The sequence below is a fragment of the Magnetospirillum fulvum genome (assembly GCF_900108475.1).
GTDB classification, from domain to species: Bacteria; Pseudomonadota; Alphaproteobacteria; order Rhodospirillales; family Magnetospirillaceae; genus Phaeospirillum; species Phaeospirillum fulvum_A.
In genome coordinates, this window is sequence record NZ_FNWO01000008.1 from 44,736 (window position 1) to 59,597 (window position 14,862).

Consider the following 14,862-nt stretch of genomic DNA (forward strand, 5'->3'; position numbering starts at 1 on the left):
CCGATACCCCTGGTCGCCCCCGTGTCCGGTTATCGTCCCGGACTTGAAAGAGGCAGGTGCGTCATACCGGCAAGTCAATGAATTGACTTGCCGTATTGTCCCTCGCCGGGCGCGCCCATCCGGGCGCTTGGCCGCCGCCGCAATGGCGGCCTGATACCGGCGAACAGGTCCCTTCAACAGTTCGCCGATATCACTTCATTTTGCGGACCACGATCGCCCAATGGTCGCCGCGATCCTCGCTCGATACCAAGTGATGCCCGACCTTGCGGGTCCAGGCTGGAATGTCGTCAGCCGAGCCCTTGTCGCTCGACAGCACCTCGACCTCGTCGCCGATCGAGGCTTCCTTCAAGGCGGCGATCAGCTCCATCATCGGGCCGGGGCAAAAGGTTTGACGGGCGTCGATGGAATGGCGTGCGGACATGGCGATAGGCCTCCTGTGACGATAAGGGGGGAACGGACCGCCACCGGCCGCGACAGACGGCGGCGGCGGATCAGGGCGGCAAAGCGACGGGGCCAGGGATCGGGCCCCACCGCGCGCAGATGGGTGAAGGCGGCCAGGACGTTGGCGTGAACCAACCCGTCATGGCGGCCGTCGATGCCGTGGCCGCGCACCACGTCATAGGCGAAGCGGGCTTCGGGGCCGATGTCCACCAGACCGGCATGATGGAATTCGTGGCCGACCAGCCTCCGCCCCGTCTGCGGCCAAGGCGCGTCGGCGGTCTCGCGCAGGATCACGTTGCCGTGCCCCTGGGGCCGCTCGAACATCACCGCCTCGGCGTCGAGGGCGCCGACCATCTCGCACCGTCGGCCGTTCCAGGCAATGGCGCGGGTCAGCAGCATCAGCCCGCCGCATTCGGCATGAACCGGCAGCCCCGCCGCCACCTTGGCGCGGATGTCGCCCAGCAGCGGGCGGTTGGCTGCCAGCGCCTCCATGTGCGCCTCGGGAAAGCCGCCGCCGAGAAACAAACCGTCGATATCGGGTGGCAACCGGGACTCGCGCAAACTGTCGAACGGCACCGGGGCAAGCCCCTCGGCCGCCAGCGCGTCCAGGTCTTCGGGATAATAAAAGGCAAAGGCGGCGTCGCGGGGATAGGCGACCCGGCCAAACGGCGCGGGGACGGGGGCCGCCGCTTTCGGCCGCCGACCGGGCGCGGCCCCGGCCTCGGCAGCGACGGCCAGCACCGCGTCGAGATCGACCTGGGCGGCGATGGCGGCTCCGATCGCTTCGATCCGCGCGTCGGCTCCGGCCAGTTCGTTGGCCGGGATCAGACCGAGATGGCGCTCGGCGATCGCCATCCGCTCCGATTGCATGATCGCCCCCAGCACCGGCACGCCGCAATGACGCCGGATCGCGGCGCGCAGCTTGGCCTCGTGGCGGGGGCCTGCGACCTTGTTGAGGATCACGCCTTCGATCCGGACCGCGCGGTCGAAACGGCGATAGCCCAGCAGCAAGGGCGCGATCCCCCCGGTGATTCCGGCGCAATCGATCACCAGCACCACCGGCGCCCGCAACACCCGGGCCAGGGCGGCGCTGCTGTCGCCCCCCTCGGGATCGGCTCCGTCATAGAGGCCCTTATTGCCTTCGATCAACGCCAGATCGCCGCCATCGCCGTGACGGCGGAAATGGCTGACAATTTCGGCACGGCCCATCGTGTGGAAATCGAGATTGCGGCAGACCCGACCCGCCGCCGCCGACAGCCACAACGGGTCGATATAATCCGGTCCTTTCTTGAACGGGCGCAGGTCGAGACCCCGGGCGCGCAGCGCCGCGCACAGCCCCAGCGTCACCATCGTCTTGCCCGAGGATTTATGGGCGGCGGAGATCAGCAGACGGGGGCTCATCGACTGGCCTCCGGCACCAGGCGCAACACCCGGCAGCCCAGCAGCACCAGCAGCAGCGCCAGCGCAACCCCGCCCAGGCCCAGCGCCGCCTCGGGCAGGCTGGGGAGATAAGACGCCGGGACGCCGTCGCCGAACTCCGAGCGCACCACCCGACCCGGCAGCAGATCGAGCGGGACCGCCTGCCCGCCGATCAGCAGCGCATAAAGCTGGACCAGCCCGCCCGCCACCGTCAGCGCCGCCCCCGCCAGCGGACGCGCCCGGCGCGACAGCAGCGGCAGCAGCGCCCCGGCCAGCAGGACCAGTCCGCCCCAGAACAGCAGCGGATAGAGTCCGCCGTCGCGCAGCAGGAACCGTTCCATCGCCAGATCGCGGGCGGCATAGAGATGGGTGACGTGCAGCAGCAACACGCAATAAATCTGGATGGCGACGAACGCTCCCAGCAGACGGCCCAGCCAGCGTTCGGTCTCCGGCGCGGGCTGCGCCGCCCCCAGCCAGGACAGCAGATGGGCTACCAGCAGAAACACCGCGCCGCCCTGAGCCAGCGACATCGCGATGAACAGCGGGGCCATCATCGCGCCGTGAAACGGCGGGCGGGCGATGAGAAGGCCGAAAATCAACCCGGTCCCACTGGTCAGCACCAACCGCCACAGAAACGCCGCCAGCCCGACCGGGGCAGCGAACCGGTTCAACCTCCGCTCGATCAGCAGGCCCAGATAGACCACGCCCAATCCCAGGAAGCCGACATAGAGACCGATATTCCAGGCGAAGATCGACGTCGGGTTCTGATGCACCATCGCCACCAGCAGCCGGTCGGGGCGGCCGAGATCGAGCACCAGCACCGACAGCCCGCCGACCAGCAGCGCCAGCGCCAGCAGCGCCGACAACGGGGCCAGACCCTTGCACTCGACCCGGCCGAACACCGAGGCGAGCGAGGCGACGTTCAGCGCTCCCGAGGCGGCGACGATCAGAAAGAGGGCGCAGACATGGGGCAGGCCCCACACGACATGATTGGTCATCCCGGTAATCGCGTGACCGGAAAGCTCGACCCGATGGGCGGCGGCCAGCCCGGCGGCGAGCAGCAGCGCCAGCAGGGCCACGACCCCACCGATCCGGCGGTTGGCGGCAAGGGCGGTGAAGATTGGGGTGGCGGCGGCCATGGCGTCTCTCCCTTCCCTATAAACCGGCATAGCGGATGCGGCCGCCCAGACCGAGATCGGCCCGCAGCGAGGAGGCGGCGCGGGCGGCCAACGCGCGGACAAGGGGACCGTCGGGATCGGTCAGATCGCCGAACAGCATCGCCCCGCCGCCGTCGCGTCCGCAGGCTTCGACGCAAGCCGGTTGGCGCCCGGCATCGAGGCGGTGGACGCACAGGGTGCAGGCTTCGACGGTGCCTTGGCCGCGTGGCATGTGCGGGCGTTGGTCGTCCTGCGGCGCGGCGACGAACGAGCGGGCTTTGACCGGACAGGCCATCTGGCAAAAGCGGCAGCCGATGCAGCGATGGCGATCGACCAGAACGATGCCGTCGGGGCGGACGAACGACGCGCCGGTCGGGCAGACATCGACGCAAGGCGGATTGTCGCAATGCTGGCACAGCACCGGCAGCGAGAGGGTGGACCCGGTGGTGGGATCGGTCGCCTCGACCTTGCGGACCCAGTGGGGATCGGCGGCCCCCAATCCCTGCGGCCCCCATCCCTGCTCGGCCTGACAGGCGGTGACGCAGGCGGTGCAATCGGCCGAACAACGGGTGACGTCGATCAGAATCGCAAAGCGGCGGGCGGGATCGGCCCCCGCGGCCGCCTGGGCCGGGATCAGCAACAGACCGGGGGCCAGCGTCGCCATTCCCGCGCCAGTCAGGGCGGCCACCAGGAAGGTCCGGCGCGGGGTCATGGCGTTGTCTCCGGCGGGGCGGGGATCGAGCGATGGCAGGCGAAGCAATCGACCGCGACCGCCGCGGCGCGATGGCATCCGGCGCAGAAATGGCGGGAATCCGAGGCTGGAACCGCCCTCCCCGCCTCGTCCTTCCGGGCATGGCAGTCGATGCAGGCGGCGAGTCCGTGGCCGGGCCGCTGCACACCGAGACGCACCGCCTGATCGCGGTCGTGGCGCAGCAGGTCCATATGCACCCGCCGCATCCGGTCGGGGGGCGCAAGACAGCCGGACTCGGCGGCCAGGGCCGGGGCGGCGACGGCCAGGACGAGCAGGCCCACAAGCGGTCGGACCGGGATCATCGTCGCTATTCCCCCAGCCCCATCTGGATGTAACCGGAGGGGCAGACGTCGTGACAGATGTGACAGCCGATACAGCGGCTGTAATCGGTGCGGACATAGCGGCCAGGGGCGCGCTCGGCCTTGGGCAGACGCTCGACCGCGTGCTGGGGGCAGTAGATCAGGCAATTGTCGCACTCAAGGCACAGACCGCAGCCGATGCAGCGTTTGGCCTCGTCGATCGCCTCGGCCTCGCTCAAGCCCCCCAGCCGTTCGTCGAAATTGCCCAGCACCGCCCCCGCTTCGATCTCGACATGCGGGCGGGCATGGCGGGCGACGGGCGCGAAATGGGCCAGAAACAGATCCTCGTGGGGGATCACCTCGTGGGGGGCGCGGTCCTCGTAATTGTGGATCGCCCCATCGGCGGAGGCGAGCCCGTCCTGGGCCAGCCGGGCGGGCAGATCGAACAGCACGCCCTCGACCTTGGGACGACGGAGCCGGGCCTCCTCGCCGCTGAGGAAGCGGTCGATACTGTCGGCGGCAAGGCGGCCATGGCCGATCGCACTGGTCAGCAGATGGGGCCGGACGATATCGCCGCCGACGAAATGCCCCCGCCGTCCCGGCACCGCCAAGCTACGGTCGGCGGCGATAAAGCCGGTGCCGCTGTCGAGTTCGGGCAGATCGGCCAGATCGCCCTTTTGGCCGATCGCGGCGACGACCAGATCGCATTCGATCTCGAATTCGGTTCCGACCAACGGGCGGGGCGCGGTGCCCTCCATCTCGCAGCGACACAGGCGGATCGCGCGGGCGCGGCCGTCGCCATCCGTCAGCACCTCAAGCGGCATCACCCCGCCGATGATCTCGACCCCTTCCCGGGTCGCATCGACGATCTCGCGCTCGGCCGCCATCATCTTTTCGACCGGAAACAGCGAGGTCAGCACGACATGGGCACCCTGGCGCAGCGCGCTGGCGGCGACATCGTGGGCGGTCTGGCCCAGCACCACGGTCTCGGGACGGTCCTTGTCGGCGAGATGGCTGACATGGCCGAGACGACGCGCCACCGAGGCGACGTCGATCGAGGTGTCGCCGCCGCCGATCACCACCACCCGCCCGGTCACCGTCTGCAACCGCCCTTGGTTATAGGCGCGCAAAAAGGCGATACCGCTGATGCAATTGGGGGCATCGGCTCCCGGCACCGGCAATCCCCGGCCGCTATGGGTGCCGATCGCCCAGAAGATCGCGTCGAACTCGCGCTCCAGATCGGCGAGGGCGACGTCGCGGCCGACCCGGACGCCCAGCCGCACCTCGATTCCCAGCGCCAGGATGCGGTCGATCTCGCCGTCCAGCACCGGGCGCGGGGTGCGATAGCCCGGAATGCCGAACCGCATCATGCCGCCCAAAGCCTGCTGGCTTTCCAGGATGGTGACGCAGTGACCCCGCCGCCGCAGGTGGTAGGATGCCGCCAGCCCGGCCGGGCCGCCGCCGACCACCACCACCCGCTTGCCGCTGTCAGCGGGCGGCGGATCGAACGCAAGGCCCTGGGCCAGCGCCCAATCGCCGATGAAATGCTCGACCGCATTGATGCCGACCGCGTCCTCGACCTCGTTGCGGTTACAGCCATCCTCGCACGGCGCGGGGCAGACCCGGCCCATCACCGCCGGGAACGGGTTGGCCTCGACCATCCGGCGAAAGGCCGCTTCCTGCCAGCCGGTGCCGTCGCGGGCGACGTCGCGGCCGCGCACCATCGCCAGCCAGCCGCGAATGTCGTGGCCGGACGGGCACGCTGCCTGACAGGGCGAGGTCTTGTGAACATAGGTCGGGCATTTGTGCGACCACCCGGCCTGAAAGATTTCCTCCTGCCAGGGGCGGTGGGCATCGTCTCCGTCGCGATAGCGCCGGAAGGTCGGCGCGGGGAGCGGTTGGGCAGCCGGAAAAGCGGTCATCGGTCTGTCTCCCTCAAAGGCTTGACGTGCCCAGCCGGATTGCCTGGCCGACCAGTTGGTGCAGAGAAACCATCATCTCGCGGTCGAACCCGTAGGCGGGCAGCACCTTGGTGAACTGGCTTTTGCAGATCGCGCACAGCGCGCAGAGGTGGGTGACGCCGTCCTGCTCGACCACCTGCTTCAACGCCTGCATCCGGGGGCGCGCCCCCTTGATCCGCAGCTCGATCAGATCGTCGGTCAGCAGCCCGCCGCCGCCGCCGCAACAGAAGGTGCGGTCATGGGTGGTGTCGGGATGCATTTCGACAAAGCGCGGCACCGCCGCCCGGACGATCTCGCGCGGCAGGGTGAACTGGCCGCCGGGCTCGTCGCCCATCCGCGAGGCCCGCGCGACATTGCAGGAATCGTGCAGCGTCACCACCATTCCGGCATTGGCGTCGGGATCGAGGCGGATGCCGCCGGTGCGGATCAGGTCGGCAGTGATCTCGGCGATGTGCTGGGGGCGGGGATAGCGCGGATCAAGGAAATCGAACGGCCCGGCCAGTTCTTCGAGGAAGGCATGAGCCACCCGCCAGGCATGGCCGCATTCGCCGAACACGATCCGCTTGACCCCGAGATCAAGCGCGGCGGCGCGGATGCGAAGCGCGATCTTGCGCATCTGCTCGACCGAGCCGATGAACAGACCGAAATTGGCCGCTTCCGACGCATACGAACTCAGCGTCCAACTGAGCCCGGCCTGATGGAACACCTTGGCATAGCCGATCAGCCCATCGACATGCGGTTCGGCGAAGAAATCGGCCGAGGGGGTGACCAGCAGCACCTCGGCCCCCCGGACGTCGAGGGGAAAGCGGACGTCGTGGCCGCTTTCGTCGCGGACGTCCTCTTCCAGCCCTTCCAGCGTGTCGGCCAAGGCGGGCGGCGGCAGGCCGAGATTGTTGCCGATCGCGTAGACCTTGCCGATGATCTCGTTACAATATTTCTGCCCCAACCCGATGCTGTTCATGATCTCGCGCGCCGCCATCGACAGTTCGGCGGTGTCGATCCCCATCGGACAGAACACCGAGCAGCGGCGGCATTGCGAGCATTGGTGAAAATAGCCGTACCAGGAATCGAGCCGGGCGCGGTCAAGCCGCCCCGCCCCGGCCAGCGGCCCGAGCAGCCGTCCGGCCGGAGTGAAATGACGGCAATAGACCGCCCGCAGCAGGTTCTGCCGCGCCACCGGCATGTTGTTGGCGTCGCCGGTGCCAAGAAAGAAATGGCATTTGTCGGCGCAGGCCCCGCAGCCGACGCAGGCATCGAGATAGACCCGCAGCGCCCGGTTGCCCGCCAGCAATTCGCCCAGCCGGGCCACGGCGCGGGTCTCCCAATCCTCGACCAGTTCACCGGGAAAGCCGAGCGCCTGATTATGAGCGGGCGCGGCGACGAACGGACGGCAGGCCGCCATCAGCCCGTCCTCGGGCGACGGAACCGGCTCCAGCCCGATTTCGGGCCACAAGGGCGGGGGGACGAAATCAGCCATGGCGGCGCTCTCCCAGGCGGGTCGAATCCGGGCTGGCCCGGCTGGGGCTGAAGACGAGGGCAAAGCCATGCAGCAGCTTCGACACCGGCAGCAGGGCGATCAGCGCCGCCGCCAGCACCATATGCGCGATCAAGGCCGGATCGCCCGGAAGGGGGACGAGGTCGAGTCGCCACAGTCCGGCCAGGAACGCCTTTAATCCGATGATGTCGGTGTGCCAGCGATAGGTCATCGCCAGCCCCGAGCCGCCGATCAGCAGCAACAGCAGCAACCAGCCATAATCGGTCGGACGGCTGATCTTGCGGACCCGCCGGATCAGGGTCCGGCGCAGCCCGAGCAGGACCAGACCGGCCATCATCAGGATGCCGCCAAGCTGTCCCGGTCCCTGGAGCGCGACCACCCAGGCGGGGGGGATCTCGATCACGTAGCGAAGGTGGCGAGCCAGCACCAGGGCCAGCCCGAGATGAAACAGCATCGCCGCCAGCCACAGCGGCTTATCGGCCCCCCACAGGCTGGGAAACAGCACGATCTCGCGCCCGACCCGCAGCGCCGCCCCGACCCGTCCGGTCGGGGCCGGGGTGGTGGCGAGCGGCAGCGGGGCCGGCGTGCGGGCGTACAGCACGATCCGCAGCGTCAGCCCGACGAGCAGAGCACTCGCCGCCACCACCAGGATCGCCGCCATCGCCAGTTCCGCCGCCATCGCGTCGCCCCTCCCCGCTCAGACGCAGCCGGTCGGCTTGGGCAGACCGGCGATCTTGCAGGCCTGCTTGGCGGGACCGTAGGGGAACAGGTCGTAGAGATATTTGTTGCTGGCCTTCTCGGCCCCCATCCGCTTGGTCAGGGCCTTGGTCAGCACCCGGATCGCCGGAGCGATCTGGTATTCGGCGTAATATTCCCGCAGGAAATTGACCACCTCCCAATGTTCCGGCGTCATTGCCAGACCTTCCTTGGTGGCGATCACGCCGCCCAGCGGCTCGCTCCATTGGGCGATGTCGGTCAGATAGCCTTCCTCGTCGTGCTCGATCACCTTGCCGTCGATTTCGTATGCCATAATTGAAACACCCTTATGTTCGTTTGGATCAAAGCCAGGACTGAACCGGACCGCGCTCGATCGCGAGATCGACGAAGCCGCCGTAATCGACCACCCACACCCCTTCGACCAGCCGGTCGGGATCAATCCCGCGGGCGGCGAGATCGGGACCGAGCACGAAGACGTCGAAGGCGCGGGCGGTCTGGCTCATCGCGTCGGCCAGGACCGTTCCGGCCTGGGCGGCATAGACCGAATCCTCGATCAGCAGGATCGCCGACCCCGGCAGCGCCCGCTTCAGACAGGCTTCCAGGGTGTTGCGCTCGAACGGCGATTTGTTGACGGTATGCAGCATTTCGGGCCTCTCCCTTCATACCGGCGGCTCAATGAATTGATCCGCCGTATAGTCCCTCGCCGGGCGGGCGCCTCCGCGCCCTTGGCCGCCGCCTCAACGGCGGCTGGACCAGCCCATTACTGACGGTCGCCGGTATCAGGCGCTCAACACCACGTCCATCCCGTCCATCAGCCGGGCCATCTCGGCCCGGTCGATCAGTTCGACCGGGATCACCAGATCGTCTTCGCCAAGCCCGCGTTCGGTCAGAGACTCGCGCTCGACATAGACTTTCTCGATCCCGTAGCCGTCGAGGGCCCGGTAGGTTTTGGAAAAATCCTTCATCTCCAGCGCGGCTGGGCTCTGGCCCTTGCGCAATTGCTGGACCCCGTCATCGAGGAAGACGACATGGACGTCTTGGTCGAACATCGCCGAGATCAGCACCATCTCCAGCACTTCGAGCGCATAGATTGTGCCGTGCGGCGCCTTGCGGTTGACCACCATGAATTTCTTGATCACCGGTTGATCGGTCATCGCTTGGGCTTCCCTCTAATCACCGAAAACAAGGGTACGGTCGGCGTCGATCCCGGCTTCGACCAACTGGCCCAGCCCGGTGATGCGAAAGCCCGGTGCCAGCACCTCGTCCTTGATGCCGCGCCGCAATCCAGCGGCGACGCAGACGGCTAGGTCGGTCCCGCTCTGTTCGGCCAGCGCCGACCAGCGGGCGACGATGTTGCGCTCGTCGGCCTGGGGCGACGACAGCCGGTTGCCGTTGTGGACGCCGTCGTAATAGAAGAACACCCGCAGGATCTGATGACCCTTGTCCAGCGCCGCCCGGGCGAAATGGTAGGCGGTATCCGAGGCCTGATGATTGAACGGTCCCTCGTTGACCAGGATCGCGAACTTCATCGCTGCTGCTCTCCCCGTTCGATTTAGAAATGCAGATGGGCCGAGCTGTTGAGGCTGCCGCGCGAGCCCCGCCAGTTATCGACGTGATATTTGGTGAACGGCAGCCCGGTCTCTTCGAAGAAGCGGGCCCAGCCGATCCGCTCGACCCACTCGCCCACCCGCTCCCACGGCTTGGCCCCGGATTTGTAGGCATCGAGGATGGTGAGGACGATTTCGGTCGCCTCGGGCCAGCGCGGCGGATTGTTGGGAATCCCGGCCGCGACCAGCTTGTGAAAGGTCGGCTTCGAGCGGGTCGAGGAATGCTTGCCGCCGACCCAGATCGCCAGCTTGCTATGGACCGGATCGTTGATCTGCATCGGCGGACAGGGCGGATAGCAGGCCCCGCAACAGACGCATTTCGCCTCGTCCACTTCCAGGCTGGGCTTGCCGTTGACCATCGCCGGACGGATCGCCGCGACCGGACAGCGCGCCACCACCGCCGGGCGCTCGCACACCCCGGCGACAAGGTCGTGATTGATCTTGGGCGGCTTGGTGTGCTGGATGTTGATGGCGATGTCGCCCTGGCCGCCGCAATTGATCTGGCAGCAGGAGGTGGTGATCTTCACCTTGTTGGGCATCTCTTCATGGGTGAATTCGTGGTGAACCGCGTCCATCAGCGCCTTGACCACCCCCGAAGCGTCGGTGCCGGGGATGTCGCAATGCAGCCAGCCCTGGGTGTGCGAGATCATCGACACCGAATTGCCGGTGCCGCCGACCGGAAAGCCCTCGGCCTCCAGCCGCGCGATCAGTGGATCGACCCGCTCGGCCGCCCCCACCATGAACTCGACGTTCGAGCGGGTGGTGAAGCGAAGATGGCCGTCGGCCAGATCGGTCGCGATCGCGCACAGGGCGCGGACGGTATAGACGTCAAGCTGACGCTGGGTTCCCGCCTTGACCGTCCACACCTCGTCGCCGCTGGCGGCGACATGGCGCAAAACGCCGGGACGGGGCCGCTCGTGCCAGCGCCAGGTGCCGTAATTCTTCCGCAGCAGCGGATGCATGAAGGGCATGGGGTCGGGAACGCCACTCTCGACGGGTCTGCGCGGTGGGGCCAAGGTTTCCTCCTCGGGACGGGATGCGATCGTGATCGGCGGGGGTAAGGGGCGGGACTATTCGGCGGCGCCGTGGCGAGCCTTCCACTTGGCGGCTTCCTCGTCCCACCCGTCGGTGCGGACATAGGAATTGGTGCGGGGGTGGCGGATCATGTTGGGATCGACCTCAAGCCCGATCCCTTCCAGGAAATTGACCAGCCCGATCCGCTCGATCATTTCGCCGGTACGTTCGTGCTCCAGCGCGTTGTCGATGAAGAAATCCATCACCCGCCGAGCCAGATCGAGCAGGGCCTCGTAATCCTCGTCGCTCTCCAGGCGGAGGAACGGTGCCACCACACTGCCCATCAGGTCGCCGATCTTCAGCGTCCGCTTGCCGCCGATCAGCACGGTGGCGCCCCGGACCCGACCGGGCGACAGCGCCTTGGTCAGGACGTTGATGCAGTGCATGCAGCGGACGCAATCGTGGTTGGCGATGTCCAGACTGTCGTCGTCGTTCAGCGACAGCGCGTGCGACGGGCACAGGGTAATCACCTGATCGATCAGCCATTTGCGGCCGCGTCGGGCGACGATGCGGCGGATTTCGTCCTGGTCGGCCTGGATTTCGTCGCGCCAAGTGCCGATCACCGCGAAGTCGGAACGCTGGATCGCGTTGGCGCAATCGTTGGCGCAGCCCGACACCTTGAACTTGAACTTGTAGGGCAGCGAGGGGCGGTGCATCTCGTCGAGGAAGGCGTTGACCAGCATCCGCATCGCCCGCGCCTCGTCGAAGCAGGAATGCTCGCAACGGGCGGCGCCGACGCAGGAGATCGAGGTCCGCACCCCCGCCCCCGCCCCGCCCAGGTCAAAGCCAAGCTCGTTCATTTCGTCGAAGCAGGGCTGGACGTTCTCGGAGCGGATGCCCTGGAACATGATGTCGCCCGACTGGCCGTGCAGCGCGATCAGGCCCGAGCCGTATTTTTCCCAAATGTCGCAAAGCTGGCTCAGGATTTCGGCGGTATAATGCATCCCGGCCGGCGGCATGATCCGAAGCGTGTGGAACTCGGCCGAGGCGGGGAACTCGTCCTTCAGTTCGGAAAAGCGCGGAATCACCCCGGCACCGTACCCCACCACCCCGATAGTGCCGCCCTTCCAATAGCCCTTGCGGGTCTGGTACGAGCGTTCGAGCTGCCCCAGCAGATCCTTCATCATCGGGGCATAGGACTTGTCCTCCGACTGGGCCAGTCGTTTCAGGCCGCTGACAAAGCTGGGCCACGGCCCGCTTTCCAGCTGATCCAGCATCGGAGTCTTGGGCATCTCCATCGACATCGACTCGTCTCCTCGCCTCTTCCATCGACGTTCAGGGGGATTTTTGGCAAGAAACGTCCGTTCGGGTTGCCGCGATCAAGCAGACAACTCCGCTCATCGCCGAATTTGAATCGGCAATGCTCAAATCAACAGACAGTTCCGACGAAGTCGGAGTTTCCTACACAACCGCCCTGCACTGACCCCGGTTAATCCGGTGGCTCTTTATGCTCGATCTATGCCGAACATATTCAGGCTATAACATGCGCTTGAACATCGCAATACGATAATTTACAATATTCTAATATTATGATTTTCAGCCCGATGCGGCACTCCTTTGAGGGATTAAAAAACAAATGAGCAATGACGAGACCGGCGAGGCGACAGCAACCGAGGTTGGACGCCTCCTCGCTCCCTGGGGAAAAGAGGTGGTGGTGCAGTCGTTGATCTATGACAGCGGGATGCATCTGGCCCGGTTGCGCATCCGCGAAGGACACCGCTTCACCCTGCTCGATCTCGATTCGGCAACCGCCGCCGCTTTGTCCGAGACGCTGCGAACCGCCTTTGCCCAGCCGGGGGCGGAGGCGCATCATGACTGAGCCAAGCGGCATCGCCGAACGGGGCGGCGCGGCGATCGCGACGCTGCGGACCCAATTTCCCGGCTTGCTCGCCGCCGCGACGGTGGGACTGGCCGCGAGCTTCCTGTCGGATCATTACGGCGGCCCGACGATGCTGTACGCCCTGCTGCTGGGGATGGCGTTTCACTTCCTGTCGCAGGAAGGACGCTGCGTCGAGGGCATCGCCACCGCGTCCCGCACCGTACTGCGGATCGGGGTGGCGCTGCTGGGGATGCGGATCACCCTCGGCCAGATCGCCGAATTGGGACTCGAGACTCCGCTGCTGATGGTGGTCACCGTCGCCTTCACCACCCTGGTCGGAGTCGGGGCGGCGCGGCTGATGGGATTGGGGCGCGCCTTCGGCGTGCTGACCGGAGGCGCGGTCGCGGTCTGCGGCGCGTCGGCGGCATTGGCGATCGCGGCGGTGTTGCCGCGCACCGAGCAGTCCGAGCGCGACACCATCTTCACCGTAATCGGGGTCACCACGCTCAGCACCGTCGCAATGATCCTCTATCCGATGATCGTCAGCGGGTTCGGGCTGGGGCCGAACAGCGCCGGTATCTTCCTCGGCGGCACCATCCACGACGTCGCCCAGGTGGTCGGTGCGGGCTATAGCCTATCGACCCAGACCGGCGATACCGCCACCTTCGTCAAGCTGCTGCGGGTGGCGATGCTGTTGCCGATCGTGATGGTGGTCTCGCTGGCGTTCGGCGTCCGCAGCGAGCAGGGCAAGAAGCCGCCGCTGTTGCCGTTGTTCTTGGTCGCCTTCGCCGTGCTGGTCGGAATCAACAGCACCGGATGGGTCCCGGCGCTGGTGACCACCGGCTTGAACGATCTGTCGCGCTGGTGTCTGGTCACCGCGATCGCCGCGCTGGGGATGAAGACCTCGCTGAAGGCGATGACCCAGTTGGGGCCAAAGCCGGTGATCCTGCTGCTGGTCGAAACGGTGCTGATGGCGGCGCTGGTGCTGGCGGTGCTGCTGGTGCAAGGCGGAACGGCGTAACGCCCGACCGCCGCCCCCCGCTCAGGCGGGGGGTTTGCGCAGCAGGTTGACCCGCATCGGCTGCTCGAACCGGAAAGTTCCGTCCGGGCCGGGCGTGGCATTGGCCGCGAACAACGCCCGCATCTCGGCATCCAGCACGTCGAAGCGGGCTTCGCGGTCGGCATTGGCCGAAATCACCCGGGCGCGGAACGAGGCGAACGAATCCATCGCCACCTCGTGGCAATAGCGGATTTCCCCGGCCAGGGCGAGGCCGCAGGCATCGCAGCGCTCGATCGTGGCCAGCGCCTGGGCGCGGACGGCGGTTTCGTCGTCGATCGGCCGCACCGTCTCGAAGAACAATCCCTCGGGCAGCGGTTCGGAGAGGTACACCAGCCCGCCCGGCCGCAGCACGCGGGCCGCCTCTGCCAGCGCCACCGCCATCTGGTCGGGCGGAATGTGGTGGAGGCTGTTGAAGAAGATCACCAGATCGGCGCTGTCCGCCGCGACGGGAAGATCCTGGCCGACCCCGCTGACGATCCGCTCGTCGCCGACACGCGGATACGCCCATGCCGCCACCAATTGCCGCGGGCTGCATTCGACCCCGATCACATGCGCGCCGTGGCGGGTGAGCAACCGGACGATGTGGCCCTCGCCGCAGCCGACATCGACCACCTGCTTGCCATCGACCGCGACGGTTTCCAGCAACACGTCGCCGTTACGTCGTTTTTCCATAAGAGATCGTCCCTGTTGATAGCCCGGCGACAGTCCGCAAACCCTCTTTAAGTCTCCCGTGAAAAAGTCCCTTGCTGTCGCTCGGTGTACTTTTTCCCGTTGGATTAAAAGGAGAAAAATGGGCTAGGGGCGGCCCAGCGCCCATTTTTCGTGTTGTCTGTTTCACCAGCCTCCGAAGCCGTGGGCGTCGCCCATCGGCCTCGGAGGGAACCAAATCCATCCCCGCGCGGAAAGCTTGATTGAGCACGGGGATTCTTTTTGAACCGGGGAAAAGTACACTGAGGCCAAAGGCCGAAGGACTTTTTCACGACCGACTCTTTATGACAGTTCGGCCCCACCGGGACATCGACGGGGAGAGCCGATCAGCCAAGCACACCTTGCCATTGGATA

The 14,862-nt window shown here is 66.7% G+C and carries 17 protein-coding genes; 2 read left to right on the forward strand and 15 right to left on the reverse strand.

Annotated features, from left to right (window positions below; all coding sequences use genetic code 11):
- Window positions 1-190: 190 nt before the first annotated feature.
- The 14 genes from BLW40_RS10650 to dsrA all read right to left on the reverse strand — a co-directional run bounded on the left by BLW40_RS10650 (window position 191) and on the right by dsrA (window position 12,165).
- On the reverse strand, window positions 191-421 hold the full coding sequence (locus tag BLW40_RS10650) for a sulfurtransferase TusA family protein (protein WP_074768374.1): 231 nt from the start codon (window positions 419-421) through the stop codon (window positions 191-193).
- Window positions 367-1,842, reverse strand: coding sequence for a cobyrinic acid a,c-diamide synthase CobB (locus tag BLW40_RS10655; RefSeq protein ID WP_074768376.1), 1,476 nt, complete (start codon window positions 1,840-1,842; stop codon window positions 367-369). The genes BLW40_RS10650 and BLW40_RS10655 overlap by 55 nt, the downstream gene beginning before the upstream one ends.
- Window positions 1,839-2,999, reverse strand: coding sequence for an NrfD/PsrC family molybdoenzyme membrane anchor subunit (nrfD, locus tag BLW40_RS10660; RefSeq protein WP_074768379.1), 1,161 nt, complete (start codon window positions 2,997-2,999; stop codon window positions 1,839-1,841). The genes BLW40_RS10655 and nrfD overlap by 4 nt, the downstream gene beginning before the upstream one ends.
- Before the next feature lie 16 nt (window positions 3,000-3,015).
- A complete protein-coding gene (dsrO, locus tag BLW40_RS10665; RefSeq protein WP_074768381.1) occupies window positions 3,016-3,729 on the reverse strand; it encodes a sulfate reduction electron transfer complex DsrMKJOP subunit DsrO in 714 nt (237 codons plus the stop codon).
- A complete protein-coding gene (locus tag BLW40_RS10670) occupies window positions 3,726-4,070 on the reverse strand; it encodes a hypothetical protein (RefSeq protein ID WP_074768383.1) in 345 nt (114 codons plus the stop codon). The genes dsrO and BLW40_RS10670 overlap by 4 nt, the downstream gene beginning before the upstream one ends.
- A gap of 5 nt (window positions 4,071-4,075) precedes the next feature.
- A complete protein-coding gene (locus BLW40_RS10675) occupies window positions 4,076-5,989 on the reverse strand; it encodes an NAD(P)-binding protein (RefSeq protein WP_074768385.1) in 1,914 nt (637 codons plus the stop codon).
- 13 nt (window positions 5,990-6,002) lie between these two features.
- Window positions 6,003-7,505 carry a sulfate reduction electron transfer complex DsrMKJOP subunit DsrK gene (dsrK, locus tag BLW40_RS10680; RefSeq protein ID WP_074768387.1) on the reverse strand — a complete coding sequence of 501 codons (1,503 nt, stop codon included), beginning with the start codon at window positions 7,503-7,505 and terminating at the stop codon, window positions 6,003-6,005.
- On the reverse strand, window positions 7,498-8,202 hold the full coding sequence (locus tag BLW40_RS10685; protein WP_074768389.1) for a respiratory nitrate reductase subunit gamma: 705 nt from the start codon (window positions 8,200-8,202) through the stop codon (window positions 7,498-7,500). The genes dsrK and BLW40_RS10685 overlap by 8 nt, the downstream gene beginning before the upstream one ends.
- Window positions 8,203-8,220: 18 nt before the next feature.
- The gene (locus tag BLW40_RS10690; RefSeq protein WP_074768391.1) at window positions 8,221-8,553 is read right to left on the reverse strand and encodes a TusE/DsrC/DsvC family sulfur relay protein; all 333 of its coding nucleotides are present in this window, start codon (window positions 8,551-8,553) and stop codon (window positions 8,221-8,223) included.
- 28 nt (window positions 8,554-8,581) lie between these two features.
- A complete protein-coding gene (gene tusB, locus BLW40_RS10695; RefSeq protein ID WP_074768393.1) occupies window positions 8,582-8,884 on the reverse strand; it encodes a sulfurtransferase complex subunit TusB in 303 nt (100 codons plus the stop codon).
- A 135-nt stretch (window positions 8,885-9,019) separates the two neighbouring features.
- The gene (gene tusC, locus BLW40_RS10700; RefSeq protein ID WP_074768395.1) at window positions 9,020-9,394 is read right to left on the reverse strand and encodes a sulfurtransferase complex subunit TusC; all 375 of its coding nucleotides are present in this window, start codon (window positions 9,392-9,394) and stop codon (window positions 9,020-9,022) included.
- A 15-nt stretch (window positions 9,395-9,409) separates the two neighbouring features.
- Window positions 9,410-9,769 carry a sulfurtransferase complex subunit TusD gene (gene tusD / locus BLW40_RS10705; protein WP_074768397.1) on the reverse strand — a complete coding sequence of 120 codons (360 nt, stop codon included), beginning with the start codon at window positions 9,767-9,769 and terminating at the stop codon, window positions 9,410-9,412.
- Window positions 9,770-9,792: 23 nt separating this feature from the next.
- The gene (dsrB, locus tag BLW40_RS10710) at window positions 9,793-10,818 is read right to left on the reverse strand and encodes a dissimilatory-type sulfite reductase subunit beta (RefSeq protein ID WP_244511138.1); all 1,026 of its coding nucleotides are present in this window, start codon (window positions 10,816-10,818) and stop codon (window positions 9,793-9,795) included.
- Between the two features lie 99 nt (window positions 10,819-10,917).
- Window positions 10,918-12,165 (reverse strand): dissimilatory-type sulfite reductase subunit alpha, encoded by a 1,248-nt coding sequence (gene dsrA / locus BLW40_RS10715; RefSeq protein WP_074768401.1) that lies wholly within the window; start codon window positions 12,163-12,165, stop codon window positions 10,918-10,920.
- A gap of 332 nt (window positions 12,166-12,497) precedes the next feature.
- On the opposite strand from dsrA, the gene BLW40_RS10720 reads away from it, so the two are divergent.
- Entirely contained in the window at window positions 12,498-12,740 is a 243-nt protein-coding gene (locus BLW40_RS10720; RefSeq protein WP_074768403.1) for a DUF6967 family protein, read from the forward strand.
- Complete coding sequence (locus BLW40_RS10725) at window positions 12,733-13,761, forward strand: YeiH family protein (RefSeq protein ID WP_083386743.1); 1,029 nt, start codon at window positions 12,733-12,735, stop codon at window positions 13,759-13,761. The genes BLW40_RS10720 and BLW40_RS10725 overlap by 8 nt, the downstream gene beginning before the upstream one ends.
- 21 nt (window positions 13,762-13,782) lie before the next feature.
- Here BLW40_RS10725 and BLW40_RS10730 read toward each other — a convergent pair whose 3' ends face one another.
- The gene (locus BLW40_RS10730) at window positions 13,783-14,472 is read right to left on the reverse strand and encodes a class I SAM-dependent methyltransferase (RefSeq protein WP_074768405.1); all 690 of its coding nucleotides are present in this window, start codon (window positions 14,470-14,472) and stop codon (window positions 13,783-13,785) included.
- Window positions 14,473-14,862: the final 390 nt, after the last annotated feature.

Excerpts from the sequence above, each read along its gene's own strand:
- BLW40_RS10670 (WP_074768383.1), bottom strand. The coding sequence starts at position 4,070 with ATGATCCCGGTCCGACCGCTTGTGGGCCTGCTCGTCCTGGCCGTCGCC.
- tusD (WP_074768397.1), bottom strand. The coding sequence starts at position 9,769 with ATGAAGTTCGCGATCCTGGTCAACGAGGGACCGTTCAATCATCAGGCC.
- BLW40_RS10675 (WP_074768385.1), bottom strand. The coding sequence starts at position 5,989 with ATGACCGCTTTTCCGGCTGCCCAACCGCTCCCCGCGCCGACCTTCCGG.
- BLW40_RS10685 (WP_074768389.1), bottom strand. The coding sequence starts at position 8,202 with ATGGCGGCGGAACTGGCGATGGCGGCGATCCTGGTGGTGGCGGCGAGT.
- BLW40_RS10720 (WP_074768403.1), top strand. The coding sequence starts at position 12,498 with ATGAGCAATGACGAGACCGGCGAGGCGACAGCAACCGAGGTTGGACGC.
- BLW40_RS10655 (WP_074768376.1), bottom strand. The coding sequence starts at position 1,842 with ATGAGCCCCCGTCTGCTGATCTCCGCCGCCCATAAATCCTCGGGCAAG.
- nrfD (WP_074768379.1), bottom strand. The coding sequence starts at position 2,999 with ATGGCCGCCGCCACCCCAATCTTCACCGCCCTTGCCGCCAACCGCCGG.
- tusC (WP_074768395.1), bottom strand. The coding sequence starts at position 9,394 with ATGACCGATCAACCGGTGATCAAGAAATTCATGGTGGTCAACCGCAAG.
- BLW40_RS10690 (WP_074768391.1), bottom strand. The coding sequence starts at position 8,553 with ATGGCATACGAAATCGACGGCAAGGTGATCGAGCACGACGAGGAAGGC.
- tusB (WP_074768393.1), bottom strand. The coding sequence starts at position 8,884 with ATGCTGCATACCGTCAACAAATCGCCGTTCGAGCGCAACACCCTGGAA.
- dsrA (WP_074768401.1), bottom strand. The coding sequence starts at position 12,165 with ATGTCGATGGAGATGCCCAAGACTCCGATGCTGGATCAGCTGGAAAGC.
- dsrK (WP_074768387.1), bottom strand. The coding sequence starts at position 7,505 with ATGGCTGATTTCGTCCCCCCGCCCTTGTGGCCCGAAATCGGGCTGGAG.
- BLW40_RS10650 (WP_074768374.1), bottom strand. The coding sequence starts at position 421 with ATGTCCGCACGCCATTCCATCGACGCCCGTCAAACCTTTTGCCCCGGC.
- BLW40_RS10725 (WP_083386743.1), top strand. The coding sequence starts at position 12,733 with ATGACTGAGCCAAGCGGCATCGCCGAACGGGGCGGCGCGGCGATCGCG.
- dsrB (WP_244511138.1), bottom strand. The coding sequence starts at position 10,818 with ATGCCCTTCATGCATCCGCTGCTGCGGAAGAATTACGGCACCTGGCGC.
- dsrO (WP_074768381.1), bottom strand. The coding sequence starts at position 3,729 with ATGACCCCGCGCCGGACCTTCCTGGTGGCCGCCCTGACTGGCGCGGGA.
- BLW40_RS10730 (WP_074768405.1), bottom strand. The coding sequence starts at position 14,472 with ATGGAAAAACGACGTAACGGCGACGTGTTGCTGGAAACCGTCGCGGTC.